Source organism: Acinetobacter colistiniresistens (genome assembly GCF_000413935.1).
Lineage (GTDB): Bacteria > Pseudomonadota > Gammaproteobacteria > Pseudomonadales > Moraxellaceae > Acinetobacter > Acinetobacter colistiniresistens.
The window spans coordinates 89,509-105,502 of record NZ_KE340384.1; the positions used below are offsets into that span (position 1 = coordinate 89,509).

The 15,994-nt window shown below is 38.4% G+C and carries 7 protein-coding genes, 5 pseudogenes and 1 other annotated feature; of the genes and pseudogenes, 9 read left to right on the plus strand and 3 right to left on the minus strand.

Translation table 11 applies throughout. The annotated features are described in order from the left end of the window. Positions 1 to 344: 344 nt before the first annotated feature. From F907_RS00425 to F907_RS18710, 8 genes and pseudogenes are all read left to right on the plus strand, one after another. Positions 345 to 1,019 carry a hypothetical protein gene (locus tag F907_RS00425; protein WP_016653305.1) on the plus strand — a complete coding sequence of 225 codons (675 nt, stop codon included), beginning with the start codon at positions 345 to 347 and terminating at the stop codon, positions 1,017 to 1,019. Next, a complete protein-coding gene (locus tag F907_RS00420) occupies positions 1,019 to 3,292 on the plus strand; it encodes a hypothetical protein (RefSeq protein WP_016653306.1) in 2,274 nt (757 codons plus the stop codon). Before F907_RS00425 ends, F907_RS00420 begins: the two co-directional genes overlap by 1 nt. Further along, positions 3,276 to 6,458 carry a site-specific integrase gene (locus tag F907_RS00415; protein WP_016653307.1) on the plus strand — a complete coding sequence of 1,061 codons (3,183 nt, stop codon included), beginning with the start codon at positions 3,276 to 3,278 and terminating at the stop codon, positions 6,456 to 6,458. Before F907_RS00420 ends, F907_RS00415 begins: the two co-directional genes overlap by 17 nt. A 130-nt stretch (positions 6,459 to 6,588) precedes the next feature. Beyond that, positions 6,589 to 6,952 (plus strand): annotated as a pseudogene (locus F907_RS0118235) (antitoxin Xre/MbcA/ParS toxin-binding domain-containing protein). 108 nt (positions 6,953 to 7,060) lie between these two features. Next, positions 7,061 to 7,203: pseudogene (locus F907_RS18705) on the plus strand (transposase domain-containing protein); the annotation flags it as partial. Between the two features lie 190 nt (positions 7,204 to 7,393). Beyond that, on the plus strand, positions 7,394 to 7,696 hold the full coding sequence (locus F907_RS00410) for a helix-turn-helix transcriptional regulator (protein WP_004684350.1): 303 nt from the start codon (positions 7,394 to 7,396) through the stop codon (positions 7,694 to 7,696). A 4-nt stretch (positions 7,697 to 7,700) separates the two neighbouring features. Then, positions 7,701 to 8,946: pseudogene (locus tag F907_RS00405) on the plus strand (type II toxin-antitoxin system HipA family toxin). A gap of 126 nt (positions 8,947 to 9,072) precedes the next feature. Further along, positions 9,073 to 9,631, plus strand: a pseudogene (locus F907_RS18710) (transposase); the annotation flags it as partial. Next, positions 9,312 to 9,428, plus strand: a sequence feature (AL1L pseudoknot). It overlaps the preceding pseudogene by 117 nt. Positions 9,632 to 9,718: 87 nt before the next feature. Here F907_RS18710 and F907_RS00395 read toward each other — a convergent pair. Beyond that, positions 9,719 to 13,066, minus strand: a complete 3,348-nt coding sequence (locus F907_RS00395) for a DEAD/DEAH box helicase (RefSeq protein ID WP_004684345.1) — start codon at positions 13,064 to 13,066, stop codon at positions 9,719 to 9,721. 141 nt (positions 13,067 to 13,207) lie between these two features. Here F907_RS00395 and F907_RS19505 point away from each other — a divergent pair. Next, positions 13,208 to 13,338, plus strand: a pseudogene (locus F907_RS19505) (serine/threonine-protein kinase HipA); the annotation flags it as partial. Between the two features lie 30 nt (positions 13,339 to 13,368). Here F907_RS19505 and F907_RS00390 read toward each other — a convergent pair. Together F907_RS00390 and pfkB are read right to left on the minus strand one after the other, a co-directional pair. Continuing rightward, complete coding sequence (locus F907_RS00390; protein ID WP_004684344.1) at positions 13,369 to 15,051, minus strand: fructose-specific PTS transporter subunit EIIC; 1,683 nt, start codon at positions 15,049 to 15,051, stop codon at positions 13,369 to 13,371. Positions 15,052 to 15,055: 4 nt separating this feature from the next. Next, entirely contained in the window at positions 15,056 to 15,988 is a 933-nt protein-coding gene (gene pfkB / locus F907_RS00385; RefSeq protein ID WP_004684343.1) for a 1-phosphofructokinase, read from the minus strand. Positions 15,989 to 15,994: the final 6 nt, after the last annotated feature.

Here is a 15,994-nt window from a genome sequence, read left to right on the forward strand (position 1 = left end):
TCAAGTTAAATTTGTCTACATACTTATCAAAAATTGACTCCTGTTTGGTTTTAATTACCATTAAAAAAGATCAAATTTGAGCATTGTTATTGTAATAATCAACTATACTCATCCCTACTGTATTCATTGTAATCTGCTATGTGAACATCATAATAGAAACATGATATTTTTTGCCAACTCACAAATATAGCTAACTAATAGTGAGTATCTAATCGAGGAGGAAAATTTGAAACTTTCAATAATAAATAAACTTTAAAAACAAGGAAAAAATGATACCTCCTGCCATATTCAAAAACTCTAAATATACGTAAGTATTGCTGTATTATTTTTATTCAATAGCACACATGGATCTGACATCTGAACTACTTTTGAAGTTTCCAGCAACACAGATAAGTACTCTAAAAAATTTCAAAAAAAGAAGAATCACCATTCATCCACAAGCGTATGGTTTCAACTTATGCTACTTAAATATGTTTAAAAATCTCACTGCAGATTTAGATATTTCTAATCGCATAAAAGAACTCCATGTGTGGAAAACTTCAGAATTTGATGACTACTCCATTTTCAATAATATTAACTTATATCTTAGCTATTTAAAGCAAGATATTAATGAAGTCACTTTAATTATTCATCATCAACAATCTTTTTCAGAGGATGAGTTAGCATTTCTGATGGAGTTATGCAGTCGTGAATTTATTCAATTCATCAAATCTACAAAATTTGATATTCGTTCGTTAAATCCACGAAAAACATTGCATTTAATTAACACACATCTTTCACGTCAAACACTATTGACCCTTAACAAAGAATCATCTTTAAAGCCACATCATCAAATGAGTCTGGAACTGCTAGCACAACTACTTTCATGTTCTCGAAATCAACTGAATCAGCGTACTAAAAATATCAAACAACAGCGTACACATATTTTTAATGAATTATCACTCAACAGCAGATGTGTAAAAGAACTCGTTGATCACTCTGATAGTTGTATAAGTACAGAAAAAATTTGGAGATCATAGTGTCGAACGATCTAAACGAGCATATTGATTTGACAGTTATTTCACTGCAAAAAACACTAGAAAAACTGTTTGGTGATGAGCAATTTGAACGTACGCAACATATCAACTTTGTGCTTAAACTATTGTCTTCTCAACAGACTGACAATTTTTTGGTTGGTCTCAATCTCGATTACTTTGATATCGATATAAAGTTTGATTCGCAGCTGCCGACACCTCCGGTAATCCCTTTCACGAAAAAAGTTAAGATCAGTGATCTACCGATTACTTCATATGTCAATTCAATTTCGCAATTATCTGAATCGCAGACGCATGCAAAAAATTGGAATATTCTAGTTTTAAAAGCAGCAATTTATTTAATTGCTCTTCCTGAGCTTAAACCAGAGCTTTTTAAACAAGCACACACAGAACACTTCAATACCGTAAAGCGCTTATTCCAGCGCTTTAGGACTGCAAATAAAAATTTAGATACTGAAAAAAAATATCAAAATACACAAGAGTATCAACGTCTCTGGAGTACCTATCTTCAAGATCCAACACAGAGCTTAGAGCAATTTATTCAACATCTGATCACATTAGATACGGATGAATTGCCTGAGTTTGATCGCAATCTACTCAATGATATTCGCATTACTTTTAACTACATTTTAAAAAACAAAGCGAAGATTGCACGTGCAAGTATCGATACGCAGCTTCAACATCAGTTTCTTGATGAAGAACAATTCATTGAAGAAAGTATCGAAATCAAAAAAGGGGCTAAATCTAAAGCACTGAATATAGAAACCTTAATCGATGAGCCGATTAATCGGCAAATTGTTGTCAATCCAACTGACGTCACACCACTCGCAGCACATTCAGAAACGAGTCAAATCTATGTTCTACCGCTTGTTGCAAAACATATTCAACGCAAAGAACATTTACTCACGTCGAGTAGTTTTTTTCCGAATCCATCTAGCGTGAACCATCTCCTGAAAAGACTTCATGTGGACTACTCTGAACATCAAAATAAAAGTGCTTTGATCCTAATGCTCGCATTTTTGACCGGTAATAGTGTGAATGAGTGGCTATATATACAAAGCAAGCGAGCTAAAAACTTAAATAACCGCCAAAAATTGATCTATAAAAATGATCAGGTCTTCTTAAACAGTCACTTTAATGTATTTGAGAACCGCAATTTTGAGTATTCAGACAACTTGCTCAATCAGACGATCTATTTAGACATTCCAATCCCGAATCTATTCATTGAGGATCTGCGCAAAATGGATTCGGTTAGTTTCGATGATATACAGCAATATTTACGCAAATTAAGACAAGAATTATTGATTCCAAAACTGTCTGTCGTAAAGGTGAGTTCTCTACTGCATCATACGGTTCTTGCAAAAACAGGGAATAAACAACTCGCAGATTTAATCACAGGGATTGATGCCAATCAGTCATCATCTGTTTCTTATTGTCATCAGAATATTCCACGATTACATGCACAATATGTTGATATTCTAAAATCACTTTGTGCAGATGTAGCAAGCACATATGAAAGTTGTGTACCTTCGCTCCCTGCTTCAATAATTCATTTTGGTAGTCGTAAAGCTCCAAAACCACAGGTCATTACAGAGATTTTTGCTGTATTGAAATTTAATATTTTTTCACAAGCTGAAGACGATCTGATTGCTATATACAACCACTACAACATATGGATGTGGCATATCCTCCTTCTTTTTACAGCAGCACGCCCCGTTGCTGAATTCCCTGGATTTCTTAAAAACTTTAATTTAAAACGCCAAATTTTGATGGTTTCTGACAAAGAAGTAGGCGGCCGCAATGGATTCGGACGTCTAATCCCACTTTGTTCATTTTTAGTTGAAGAGATAAAAAAATTCCTTAAATTTTTAGAATATTTTTCGACTCAAATCATGATGAGTCATCCAGCTTTAAATGATGTTATACAACAAATAGAAGCAAGTAAGCTGCCCTTTTTGGGAATCAACCAAGATGATGAGTGGAAACCACTAAGTCCTTCTACAGTCAAAAATTTCCATCCTGAATTAGGACTTGATCATGCAAATTGGCATCGCCATACAGCTCGTGCATTTTTGACTCATAAAATTACCGAACCTGAGATTTTAGCTCTCTTTGGACATGAGCTCATGCAACAAGAAGCAGCACATCCTTTTTCCAGTTTATCCCTATCTCAATTTTCTAAAATTGCGAATGTTTTAGAGCAAATGAAGGATCAATTTAAAATTAGCGGGATTGAAGTAAATGTCATCATTCAATAAAAAAATCCAAAAAAAACGCTATGCTGAAGATAGACGTCAACTTCAACGTAATGAATTAGAAAAGAACCTACGAGCTGATGCAGAACAAGAGCTCCGACAGTACTTTGATGAGCAAAAATTCTCAAATGACGAATTAATTCAAGCGTACCCTGCGATTTATGAGTTTATTAAACGTAAAGCACCAAATTTGGCTTGGAAAAAATATGCACATAAATTCTTCCGAACATATATCAAAGATCTCAATAAGAGCAATAACCTAGACTTCCCATTACCTTATCTCACCTTTGAGATGAAACGCGATGAACCAATTTTCACTTTGGATTGGATCCAGGCCGGTCATGAAATTGACATCTTTATAGAAAAACTTTGGGATTACTGGATTCTTGCTCAAGATAGTTCCGCTTTTTCTGATGATGAAATTATTGGGAATATTCTGCTTTGCTCAATGTTATACGGTGGATTAAATCAAATAGCTTCATTAAATGCTTTGCTCGAACATTTAAAAAACCCTGAAAAAATCCAAAAAATTTTCGATTTTAATATCATCTTTTTAGAGCCACTTTCTCCAAGCTATGGCGATCTATTTGTTGATGAAAAAACAATTCGAAAATCACGTAATTTTATCCCAGATCAACTCACACGACTCTGGCTCATTCACTTCAATACAAGACAAATTCGTGACATCAGTCTAGACGTGAATGCGTATCTGCACCTCATTTTTCAAAAAATAAAACATCCATACACCAACAAGACTTTTAAGTTTTTACGTGACTACGCCAATTTTAATTGGCTACAACTGCAGAATGCAGATGTTGATCCTGCCCTTTCACAATGTTTGTTAGAAAACACTCTCACGTGTGGTTTATCAGAACATGAGTTTGAAAACTTTGCATTCCCAAAATTTAAAACTCAATTAAGTGCTGAAATCGAACGAAATGTCTCTTCTACAGCCAAAGTCCTACCAGATCTCAATACGTCTGAAGCAGTAGAAAATGTGATATTTATTCATAAAAACTTGCTGAAAATTATGCGCACATCAACGGACCAAGGCACTGCTAAACTCATTATTGATTTTTGCCTGCGTCACCAAGAGCAGTTTAATGAGTTTTCTAAACGTATTATTTTGTGGCTCATCAGTCTCTATCGACCAAGTTCAGAGCAAATAAAAAAATTATCAGCCACCTTTGATTTTGATACAACTCAGTACACGAAGGCATTTCAAGACAATCAAAAACTCGCAGATAGTTCAATCTATACATATTACACCCGGATCGCAGAACCGTTTTTAACTCATGCCTTACAATACATCGATGCCGACGATGACATTAATGATCTGCTGAACAAAATCTATCAACAAATCATTAGCAATACACGACTTGCTGATGAAGTAGATCAACCTGAGTTTAAAAAATCTAAAGACCAAACAATCCACATGTTGAAACGCTTTCATACCTTTCAACAAATTGTTTTTCAAGCAGAAGATTTCGAACTTGAATTTATTGCATCGCAAAGTCGACCACGGGCACGCATCATAGGTCACACAGCCTTCCAGGTCATATTAAAGAAGTTAAATCAGCTCTTACATAACCAATCCATCTCAGACCATCACTATAAATTATTAAAAATCATTTATATTTTGGCTTACCGTACTGGTATGCGTATTAACGAAATACTCGGGTTACGTGTAAAAGATATCGAGGGTTTAAATCAATTTTCTATCTGGGTTCAACCTTATGGTTCAAAAAAACAAGGGAATCAACATCTGCTCAAAACGGATAGTGCGGAACGGATTGTGCCTGCATACGCTTTGCTAAAAGATGATGAGTACCAATTCTTTAGCGATTTTGTTGTTGAAAAACGCTTAGAAAATAAGAAAAGTTTATATTTATTCAGCAACTTAAATGAAAATAAAAAACTGAATAAACACCCTGTCACCGTACCCCTAAAACTGATATTAAATCAGGTCTTTAAAGGGCATCATTACTCCTTTCACTCTTTTCGTCACACTGCAGCGAATCATTTATCGCTTTTACTGAACTGTGAATATGCACCACTTGTGCAAAAGCTAACCGACTATAGCGAAAACGAATATCAAAAAATTCGAGCTGAGCTACTTCAAAATCAACATGGACAAAACCATTGGTTTGTTATTGCACATCTCTTAGGACATATAGAGCCAGTTGAAACATTCAAAAGCTATATTCATTTAGGTTATCTCATAGCTGGTCAAAAACTACTAAAACATCATCCGGATATGCCTAATGAATTGGCTAAAAAAATTATGGGTCACAATGCAACGTTTAAAAATTTGCAAATAACAAATGATGAAAAAGACTTTAATTTTGAAAAAAACCAGGCCGCTCTAGCAACTATATTATTGAACGATCAAACAAAATGGCTTCAAAGTAATGCTACTGACATTTTAGATGAACTGTCGTTACAAATAGATCAATCCCATGATTTTTTTGCTTTCTTTGTTGGAACAGAAGATTCTAAAATTTCACTTCAACGCTTCTATGAAACGCTCAATATATTGGAGACTACTAACGATCCTAAAAGTGCAGCTCAACGTATGTGCTTACCAGAAGAGCTTGTCAATTGTTGGTATGAAAATGCCCTAAATTTAGCAAACATTAAATCAAAAAAAGGGAATCCCCGTTTATTTAGTATTGATAGCTCAACCCACTTAAAACCAGCAATGCTTGATAGCGCTGAAGAGCTTCATGCAGTGACTTATTTTTTTGAACATCTACAGAAAATAGCTCGTAAAAAACTAACACAAATTGCATACGTCCTGAATGTATTTTTAAATCGAGTGACTGCTTCACATACCGGTATCCATTATCGCTGGAAGGATATCGATCAACTCGAACATTTTTACTCCCAAGTTAAGGCTTTATTTCCTGCCAAATTTTGGCACTTACTTGGACAAGATTTGCAAACAAAGTTAGATGCTAAACAACAGCCTCAACTTTTCAAATTAGCAAAAGCATCAACAGATAAACATCCACCAACTCAAGAGGAGTTTCCTCGTCTACAACTCTACTCAGTAAAAGATGGTCATGCTCTTGCTGCATTTAAATTTTGCTTACATCTAGCTTGTATTGGCAGACCTCGATCTCTTGAACTGCAAGTTGAAGGTCTAAAAATCACTACATGCGGTTAAATAATTTAACCGTTGCTTCCTTATCTAAAGCCACATTTAATATATCTTTAGCCAAAATTGGATGTCTAAAAAACAATAAGAAAATAGTATAAATTCTATGTATCAGTAACCTCTGAAACAGAGATCAGTTATGCGTAAAACATTAGAAAAAATTGCAAAACAAAAAAAGGTATTGGCTAAATCTGTTTTATCAGCTGCAAAACAACTTGGTTTGACACAGGACCAGCTTGCTATCGTTCTCAATTTAGATTCAGTGGAAACTTTAAATTCGCTTGAGTTAGATCCCGATTCAAGTCAGGGAGAACTCGCAATTATTTTAATTCGTATTGCGATATCATTAGATGCTCTAACAGGTGGAGAGGCTAAATGGATGCAACATTTTATGAATGTCACCCAATAAATTGTTGAGTTGTATTCCAATAGAACAGATTCAGAACCCTCAGGGATTGGCCTCTGTTTTACAATTGGTGGAAGGCCTTCAGACTAAACTTTAAGATAAGCAAAGTATTACAGAAAAATTTGAAAGTGATAGTCCTCTCCAATAATTCAAATGCGAGGTATAAGAATCCCCTCTTCTTTTCAAGATGTATATGTCTGACCTAATTCCGTCAATAATACAGTCAGCAAAGCTGAATGGCCTAGATCCGTATGCCTATTTAAATGATGTGCTGAAAAGGCCGCCGACACATAAATGACCCAAATAGAAGAATTACTAACACACCGCTGGAAACCTGAACCGAATTAAAAAATAGCTATGGGGTTCAGCGGACGCTTACGTATTAGATTCCTTTAGATTTTAAATATCTAATTAGACTTCTTTAATCTAATAGGATCTAATCAGCCCATTAAGCACCTCATTACCGATCAACTAGCACAGTTAATAACTCCATTATTTTGTGGTTTAATACGTATATATAGACATAAGATACAATATTATGGATTTAAAATTCAAAAAACCTGAAGAGGTTGTTACTTCATTATGTGAAAGGCTTCGCAAAGAACGACTTTATCTGGAAATGACTCAGGCAGACGTCGCTACACGTGCTGGTGTTAGTGTGAATACAGTATCTAATCTGGAAGCTGGTCGAAATGTTTCATTTGAAAATTTAGTACGTGTTGCCATGGTATTAGGCCGATTAAAAGATTTAGAGGAACTCTTTAAACCTCATTTAAACAGTGTAAATGACATTCTCCGCTATGAGAGCAATACGGCTCGCCAACGTATCAAAAGGAAATAAGTCCATGCTCAAAAAACTTAATGTTTACTACAATGGATGGGGTGAATATTGGCTTTGGGGTACACTGGTCTCCTCAACCGCAATCACAGGTCGGCCATTAATCGCCTTTGAATACAGTGCAGAAGCGATCAGTAAAGGTTTAGAACTTTCCTCTTACCTACTCCCGTTAAAAGGTGACCCATTAAGAACGAACTTTCCTGCACATCAAATGGGATTGCCAGGTCCTATATATGATGCCTTGCCCGATGGTTGGGGCATGCTTCTTATGGATCGCTTATTTAAAAAAAATGGATTTAATCCTGCACGGATTGGGCCATTAGAAAGACTCACGTATATTAATACACATGCGATGGGAGCATTATCCTTTGAACCTTCAGCAACTGAGTTAGCATTAACTGAAAATATCCCACTGATTAAACTCGCTCAAGAAGTTCAGGAAGTTCTCAAAGGAGAAGGTGCAGAATTTTTACAGCATTTATTAATTATGGGTGGATCTCCACAAGGTGCAAGGCCAAAAGCGCTCATCTATCGTGATCCTGTCACCAATGAATTCTCAACAGTTAGCTCACATCAACATGAAGCTTGGCTGATCAAATTTCCCGCTCAGCAAGAGCATCCTGAAGTTTGTGCAATTGAAGCTGTTTATGCAGAATGTTTGCGTCATTGTCATATTGATACCCCTGACACTCAATATTTTACTCTTCCGAATGGATTAACCGCATTTGCATCAAAGAGATTTGACCGCCACGATGGCATGCGTATCCCTATGCAAAGTTTAGCGGCCTTCACCGGAGCTGATTTTAAATCACCAGGGAGTTTAGACTACAGTAACTTTCTTCGCGCTGCACACTTTTGCACCAATGATGTTCGCGAAAAAGCAATTGCATTCAAGCGAGCTGTTTTCAATGTAGTCTTCAATAATCGAGATGATCATTGCAAAAACTTTTCATTTCTGATGTCCCAAAATGGGCAATGGAAACTCTCCCCTGCCTATGATGTTACTTTCTGTGAAGGGCCAGGTGGATATCATGGGTGAGGCACTGGATATTCCCCGACAAGCTCTTGTAAAACTTGGTACTCAGGAAGCGGAACTTTCTGCCCAAGAAGTCGATGAAATTATTAGTTCGATTTGTAAGGTTGCAATCCGATTCAGCAATATCGCTCATGATCTATTACCTGGACAAATTCAAACAGAGACTATCCAAATGATCCAAAATAGGATTGAGCATAATATCAATTTATTGCACTAAATAGCTTTTACAAAGCTGAACCGTACCGGGTTTGTCGGAGACCAAACTTTCTGAGATGAGACGCATTGCTTCGCAAGACGTAGCGAAGCGTAGTGATCCGATGAAAAACCTAAATATACCCCTGAAATCAGAGATAGAGCGGTTCAATTATTGATTGAATTTGAAAAAGATTATCCATCGAATTGGGCTGCGATTGCGCCTAAAATTGGTTGCACTCCTGAAACTTTACGAGTTTGGTATCAAAAATATTTAGATCAACAAAATTCAATTAAAGTACAGCAACTTCCATATCAAGAACGTATTAAACAGCCCGAACGTGAAAATAAAGAAGTGCAACGTGCGAATGAAATTCTCCTTAAAGCAGCCACTTTTTTCGCCCAGGTGGAGCTCGAACGCCCACACAAATAATGCTGGATTTCATCCATAACAATAAAGACTTATATGGCGTTGAGGCGATTTGTAAGATTTTTCCGATCGCAGCTTCTACCTATTAATTTAATTAAAAATGGGGGTATTACCCCTAGATCTAGTTGATGGGAAGCTTCGCTTCGCAAGGGAACATCAAACTAAGCGAGATCTACATGATTTGCATCATGCTGAATAAATTAAACGAATTTGGAAAGAAAGCTCCGGGCGTTATAGCATTTTAAAAACATCAGACAGCCTATCTAAGAGATTATTTATTGGTCTACTATGATAAGACTAACCCGTTAAGCTAGGTGGCCTAACTTAAATAAAAAAGTCTCCGACAAACCCGGTACAGTTCACCAAACTAAAATTTCTCAAACAAGTTCATCACGTCATTTTCCGTCAGTTTCGCTTCGCCCTCATGATCGGTACTTAGAATAGACTGTGCCAGTTCTGCTTTATTTTGCTGTAAGGCAAGAATTTTTTCTTCTATGCTTTTATTGGTAATCAGCTTATACACAAATACTGGCTTGTCCTGTCCAATCCGCCATGCACGATCTGAAGCTTGATCTTCAGCAGCAGGGTTCCACCATGGATCATAGTGAATGACCGTATCTGCGGCAGTTAGATTCAGACCGACCCCTCCTGCTTTCAGACTGATTAAAAATATCGGCACTTGTCCAGACTGAAATGCTGTAATGACTTCATCTCGCTTTTTGGTCTTTCCAGTCAGCTTCACATAGCCAATTTCTGCGTGATGGAGGTGTTGCTCAATCAGTTCCAACATTGAGGTAAATTGAGAGAAGATAAGAATTTTTCTCCCCTCTTCAACCATTGGAACGACCATATCCATCAACTGTTCAAGTTTGGCAGAGTTTGCCTGCCCAATTTTCACTGAATCCAGCTTTAGTAAGCTAGGATGGCAGCACACCTGACGTAGCTTCAGTAAGGCATCTAAAATTTGAATTTGACTACGTTTAAAGCCTTTTTCTGCCACAATTTTCTGAATGCTTGCCTGCATCGTGGCACGAACAGCCTCATATAACTTGGATTGCTGGTCATTCATATCAATATTGACTTCAATCGTGGTTTTTTCTGGCAACTCTTTGGCTACGTCAGTTTTCAAGCGACGTAAAATGAAGGGCTTAATCCGGTTGACCAACTTTTGCCTTAACTGCTGATCACCGCGTTTTTCAATCGGATGACGGTACTTTTTATTAAAAATTTCTTGTGAATATAAAAATCCTGGCATCAGGAAATAAAATAGTGCCCACAGCTCACCCAAATGATTTTCCATAGGTGTACCGGTTAGACATAGACGATGTCGCGCTGTTAATTGCCGTACTACCTGTGCAGCTTTGGCACGCGGATTTTTGATATTCTGCGCCTCATCCAAAATGAGTTGATGATATTCATATTGCTTTAGTTGCTCTTCATCTCTCGCCAGAAGCGGATATGTGGTTAACACAATATCATAGTGCGGAATCTGCTCAAAATACTGATGGCGATCGGGCCCCTGTAGCAGCAATACCTTGAGCTCAGGGGTAAATTTCTCCGCTTCTTTGAACCAGTTATGCATCAGCGATGTGGGTGCAACAATTAAGGCGGGACTGTCCTGTAAATATCCAGCCTGCTTTTCCATGAGTAAATGGGCTAAAGTTTGTGCTGTTTTCCCCAAGCCCATATCATCTGCCAGAATCCCGCCATGCTGGGTTTCCCTTAAAAACTGCAACCAGCCTAAGCCCTGCTGCTGGTATGGACGCAACTCCCCCTGAAAACCTTGTGGTGTCGGCAGTTGTTGCTGGTAGCCTTGTTTGAATTTCTGTACAAATTGCTGCAGGCGATCACTGACCTGCCATGTCATCCCAAGATTATGCTGCAATTCTAATAATTGACTCGCATCATAGCGATCAATACTGCGCTCTTCTTGCTGTAAAATGCTCTGCAGATGCAACAATACCGGCTTAATATCCCTAGCGGATAGAGCCAAATCAGGTTGATCAACTGCAGTTTTCACTGTGAAAATTTGACTGTCATGCAGATGAATAAAAGTCCGTGGATCAAGTAAATCGGGATTTACTCGCACCAAAGCTACGAGCGCATCAAGCAAATTATAAGAATTGCCTGCACTGTCTTGAACCGTCGCCCCGATATTGAACCAGTCCTGCTGACCTTCAGATTCAGTGATAGAAATATTTAAATTTTCAACATATTGCAGATTAAAGGGGCTGTTTTTCAGATGCTCTATCTGCCAGCCCATCAACTCAATTTGATTGATGGGCATCAGCTGTTTAATCCAATCTCCATAGAAAGCAAAAACCATAGAATCAAGACGTTGTTTATCCAGTTTTAATTGATGGTCATAACTAAGATCTTTCACCCACTTCAGTGATTCGACCAATAGCTGTAAACGTTGGATTGACTGTTGTTCCTGAACTAAGTCCCGAAGCTGTCGTACCATTTTGTCATGCTGCTCACCAATAAAACTGTCGCCTGATGTACCTGCTTTTATTCTTCCGCCTGCATAGGAGAATTCAATTTCAGCACAAACAGACTCTTCCCATTTCCAATCAAATTTATCTAAAACACCGAAGCGTAAAATTGGCTGGGGACTACCCTCAAGGACATCAATATGCTGAATAGACTCGGGCTGAGGCAGATTTTTCACGTCTGAATATTGATGAGTCAGTTTCTCAAACTCTGGCAAGAGCATAGATGGAAGATCAGGCATCTGTAAAAAATGGTACAGAAGATTTGCCGTATATTCACCATATAACTGGCCCACCGTATTCTGTTGAATATCCACATAACACGGTGGCTGGCTCGCGAGAATCTGAATATGTGGATTTGATTTTAAATCGAGTCGAATATCACCATTGACCAATTCAATGTTTAAATGCTCTGTCTGTTTGTTTATACCTTGTTGCCAGATCAGTTCGATGTGATAGCCTTGTTCTGACCATTTAAGTGCAGTATGGCTCTTTTTTTGCCAGTACACATCGCCACTTTGAATAAAAGATTTGAAATGCTCCAATAAAATGCTTGAGATATCAAGATTGCTTTGATAAAAGCGTTCGTCACTGTTTATTTTGGCATAATAATAAATCTGGTTAAATAATTGTCGTTTTTGTTCAGGTAAAGTCAGATGCTTTCTGGTGATATTTTCATATTGGGTATAATAACTTTCCCCTGCAATTGAGCCGTTCTTATTGCGTCTGGCCTTCTGAACATCAACTGTCAATTTCTTTAAGCTGATCGACTGATCTAGCAGGTAAATTAAATAATTGTTTGTTTTGACAGATTGCTCTGGTTCAGTCTGTTGTAAATACCGTTTAAAATCATTCAACCAGCGCTGCGCCTGATCATCCCCCCATCGGCGTTTTGCGATTCCCTGCGGAGATTGAGATTCAGCATAACGCTGTTGAAATTCCTGACGATATTCTTGAAAGAATAACCGCGCTAAAGCAGCAGCATGTTTACAGTTATATCCAACTGGACAAGTGCAGTCATCATCGATTAAACGGTCTTTTTTAAGATTATAGGTAATCGCGGTATCGTAATAATCTGTCCCTTCAATTTGAGCATACATCGTGACATCATCATTTTCCTCAAAGAACTCAATTGTTTCCCTATCAATGTGTTTAGCATAGCTCAGACTGCGCTGAAGAGTTGCAGTACTAAAGCGAGATAGAAAATTGATCAATAAGGACATAATTACCAGACACCAAAATGTTTATACAATTATAACGGACAAAGCTGTCATTTCAGAACAGTAGGGCTCGCCAACGTATCAGAAGAAAATAAATCCATGCTCAAAAAAAACTTAATGTTTACTACAATGGATGGGGTGAACATTGGCTCGATTTGTAAGGTTGCAATCCTATTCAGCAATATCGCTCATGATCTATTACCTGGACAAATTCAAGTGAGACTCTCCAACTGATCCAAAATAGGATTGAGCATAATATTCATTTATTGCACTGAATAACTTTCACAAAGCTTCTATGAAGGGCTTTATTTTAACCGTTGTTTTATCACGGCATAAGCTACACCAGTCACCACACTTCCAATCGCAATCGCCAATAAATATTTTAATGGATAATTCATCGCATTCGGAATGATCAGTACCATTACACCGCCATGCGGAGTGACTAGTTCACATTTAAATAATGCAACCAAAGCCCCAGTTACAGCACCACCTGCGATCGCGCATGGAAGCACTCGAATCGGGTCTTTGGCAGCAAACGGAATAGCCCCTTCCGAGATGAAACATAGGCCCAGAACTACAGCAGCCTTCCCTGCATCTTGCTCAGGTTTGGCAAATTTATGCTTTGCCAGAAAAGTTGCAATTGCCATACCCAACGGTGGTACCATACCCGCAGCCATGGTAATCGCCATCGGTCCGTATGTTTGTGACGTAAGTAAGCCTACCGTAAAGGCATAAGCTGCTTTATTTATTGGCCCCCCAACATCAATACACATCATACTCCCAAGGATAACCCCCATGATCATGGCATTGGTCGTCCCCATATTGGCAAGGAAGTGTGTGAGTAATTCAAACAATTGTGCAACAGGCTGTCCAACCACATAAATCATGATTAAACCAACAGCTAAACTGGCCAATAGTGGAATAATCAAAATTGGTTTTAATGCTTCTAGGCTACTTGGGAGTTTAAGCTGTTTCGATAAAAATAACGCAATATAACCTGCAATAAAACCTGCAACTAATCCACCGAGAAAGCCTGCCTCTAATTGTGTAGCAAGTAAACCGCCAATCAAACCTGGAGTTAAACCCGGACGATCCGCAATAGAATAAGCAATGTAACCTGCCAGCATAGGTACCATAAGAGTAAATGCTGCAGCACCTATTTGCTTTAAGGATGCGGCAAAGCTTCCTTCAACAGGATTGAGGCCGAACATAAACGAGATGGCAATGATCAAACCGCCCGCCACCACCATCGGCAGCATGAAAGACACCCCTGTTAAAAGGTGTTTATAAATTCCAGTTTTTTCTTTGTTTTCATTTTCTGTCTTAGTGGCTGTTTGCTTACCCGTTTCAAGCACTTTGGCCTCAGCAATTGCATTTGCAAAAGTCTTATCCGTTTGTTTAAGGGCAAATCCTGTACTGCAGCGATATACACGTTTGCCTACAAAGCGATCTGTATTGACCTCAATATCCGTTGCTAAGATCACCACATCTGCTTTGGCAATACTTTCTGCCGATAAAATATTTTTAGCCCCAACCGATCCTTGGGTTTCAACATCAATCTGATAACCGTGCTTTACTGCACCTTGTTGTAAGGCTTCGGCCGCCATAAACGTATGCGCAACACCAGTTGGACATGCTGTAATGGCGACAAACCGTGTAACCTCAGCATTGTCTGCAATAGGTTCATCTACAGCATCTGAATGCTCAAGAACTTGTTGCAAAAGCATGATCGCATCGTGTTGTGCATTATTCAAACCAATGACTTTCACAACCTTGCCACGCAGTTGATCCGCATCTGCCGACTTCTGTCCAACAAAAACAACCGTATCAATAACATTTGATAAATCGAGATGCTCGACTGATGTCGCCACATCATTGGAAATACCAAGTGCTGTTGCTGCTTTGGAGAGTTTTTTGGCCAAAATCACTGCATTAATCGGCTGCTCGGGACTATGTGGCACAAATAAAATATGTTTTATCTCTTGCATCGTATTAACTCAATGATTGGACTGAGATTTGCGATTTCAAATCTTCAATAACAGCAAAGTCTGGAAGGGCAAACCCAATTTGGGTCACAGCGTTGCTCGCAATTGCGGTTGCTGTTTTCAATGTTTCTTCTGGGGAAGTTGAACTCAACAAGCCATGAATCATACCTGCCAGCAAGGAATCTCCCGCACCCACCGTACTTTGGACGGTGACTTTCGGTGCAGTAGCATGCAGGGGTTGCGTGTGGTGAAGCCAGTTCACTCCGTTTTCACCCATCGAGACCACAATATGTTCGATCTGACTATTTAAACTGGCAAAAAGATGCTGCTGTTCTGCAAACGTTTCTGCTGGCAAATGGTAGGTTTCCGTCAACTCATCTGTATTCGGCTTGATCAACCAAGGATGCGCAGCAATTGCTGCTTTCAACGCAACACCACTGGTATCTACTGCGACTTTTTTTCCAGCAGACTGTAACCATAGAATCAGTGTCGAAAGCTCTTCTGCAGAAAAACCTTGTGGCAAACTGCCAGCAATCACAATCACATCAACCTCTAAAATCAGTTGAGATAGACGTTCACATAGTTGTTGTTTTGCTGAGGTATCTACAAAAAAGCCCTTGCCATTGATGTCAGTCATCTGACCAGAAGCTTCTGCAACTTTAATGTTTTGTCGTGTTTGACCTGCAACATAAATAAATTGGTTATCAAATTGCTCTTGCTGTATATGATGGTCAAAAATTTGACGGTTTTTTTGCCCCAAAAAGCCACTCACAATCAGTTCATGTCCCAAATCCTTAAGGACCTGTGCCACGTTTAAGCCCTTACCTGCTGCATGGCTTTGAGCTGTTAACTGACGATTGACCTCGCCAACTTTTAGTTGATCCAATTGCACGGTGAGGTCAATTGCAGGATTCAGAGTAATGCTTAATATCTTAGCCATTCGGTA

Coding starts and splice junctions, on each gene's coding strand:
- F907_RS00425 (WP_016653305.1), top strand. CDS start 345: ATGGATCTGACATCTGAACTACTTTTGAAGTTTCCAGCAACACAGATA.
- F907_RS00410 (WP_004684350.1), top strand. CDS start 7,394: ATGGATTTAAAATTCAAAAAACCTGAAGAGGTTGTTACTTCATTATGT.
- F907_RS00395 (WP_004684345.1), bottom strand. CDS start 13,066: ATGTCCTTATTGATCAATTTTCTATCTCGCTTTAGTACTGCAACTCTT.
- F907_RS00415 (WP_016653307.1), top strand. CDS start 3,276: ATGTCATCATTCAATAAAAAAATCCAAAAAAAACGCTATGCTGAAGAT.
- pfkB (WP_004684343.1), bottom strand. CDS start 15,988: ATGGCTAAGATATTAAGCATTACTCTGAATCCTGCAATTGACCTCACC.
- F907_RS00390 (WP_004684344.1), bottom strand. CDS start 15,051: ATGCAAGAGATAAAACATATTTTATTTGTGCCACATAGTCCCGAGCAG.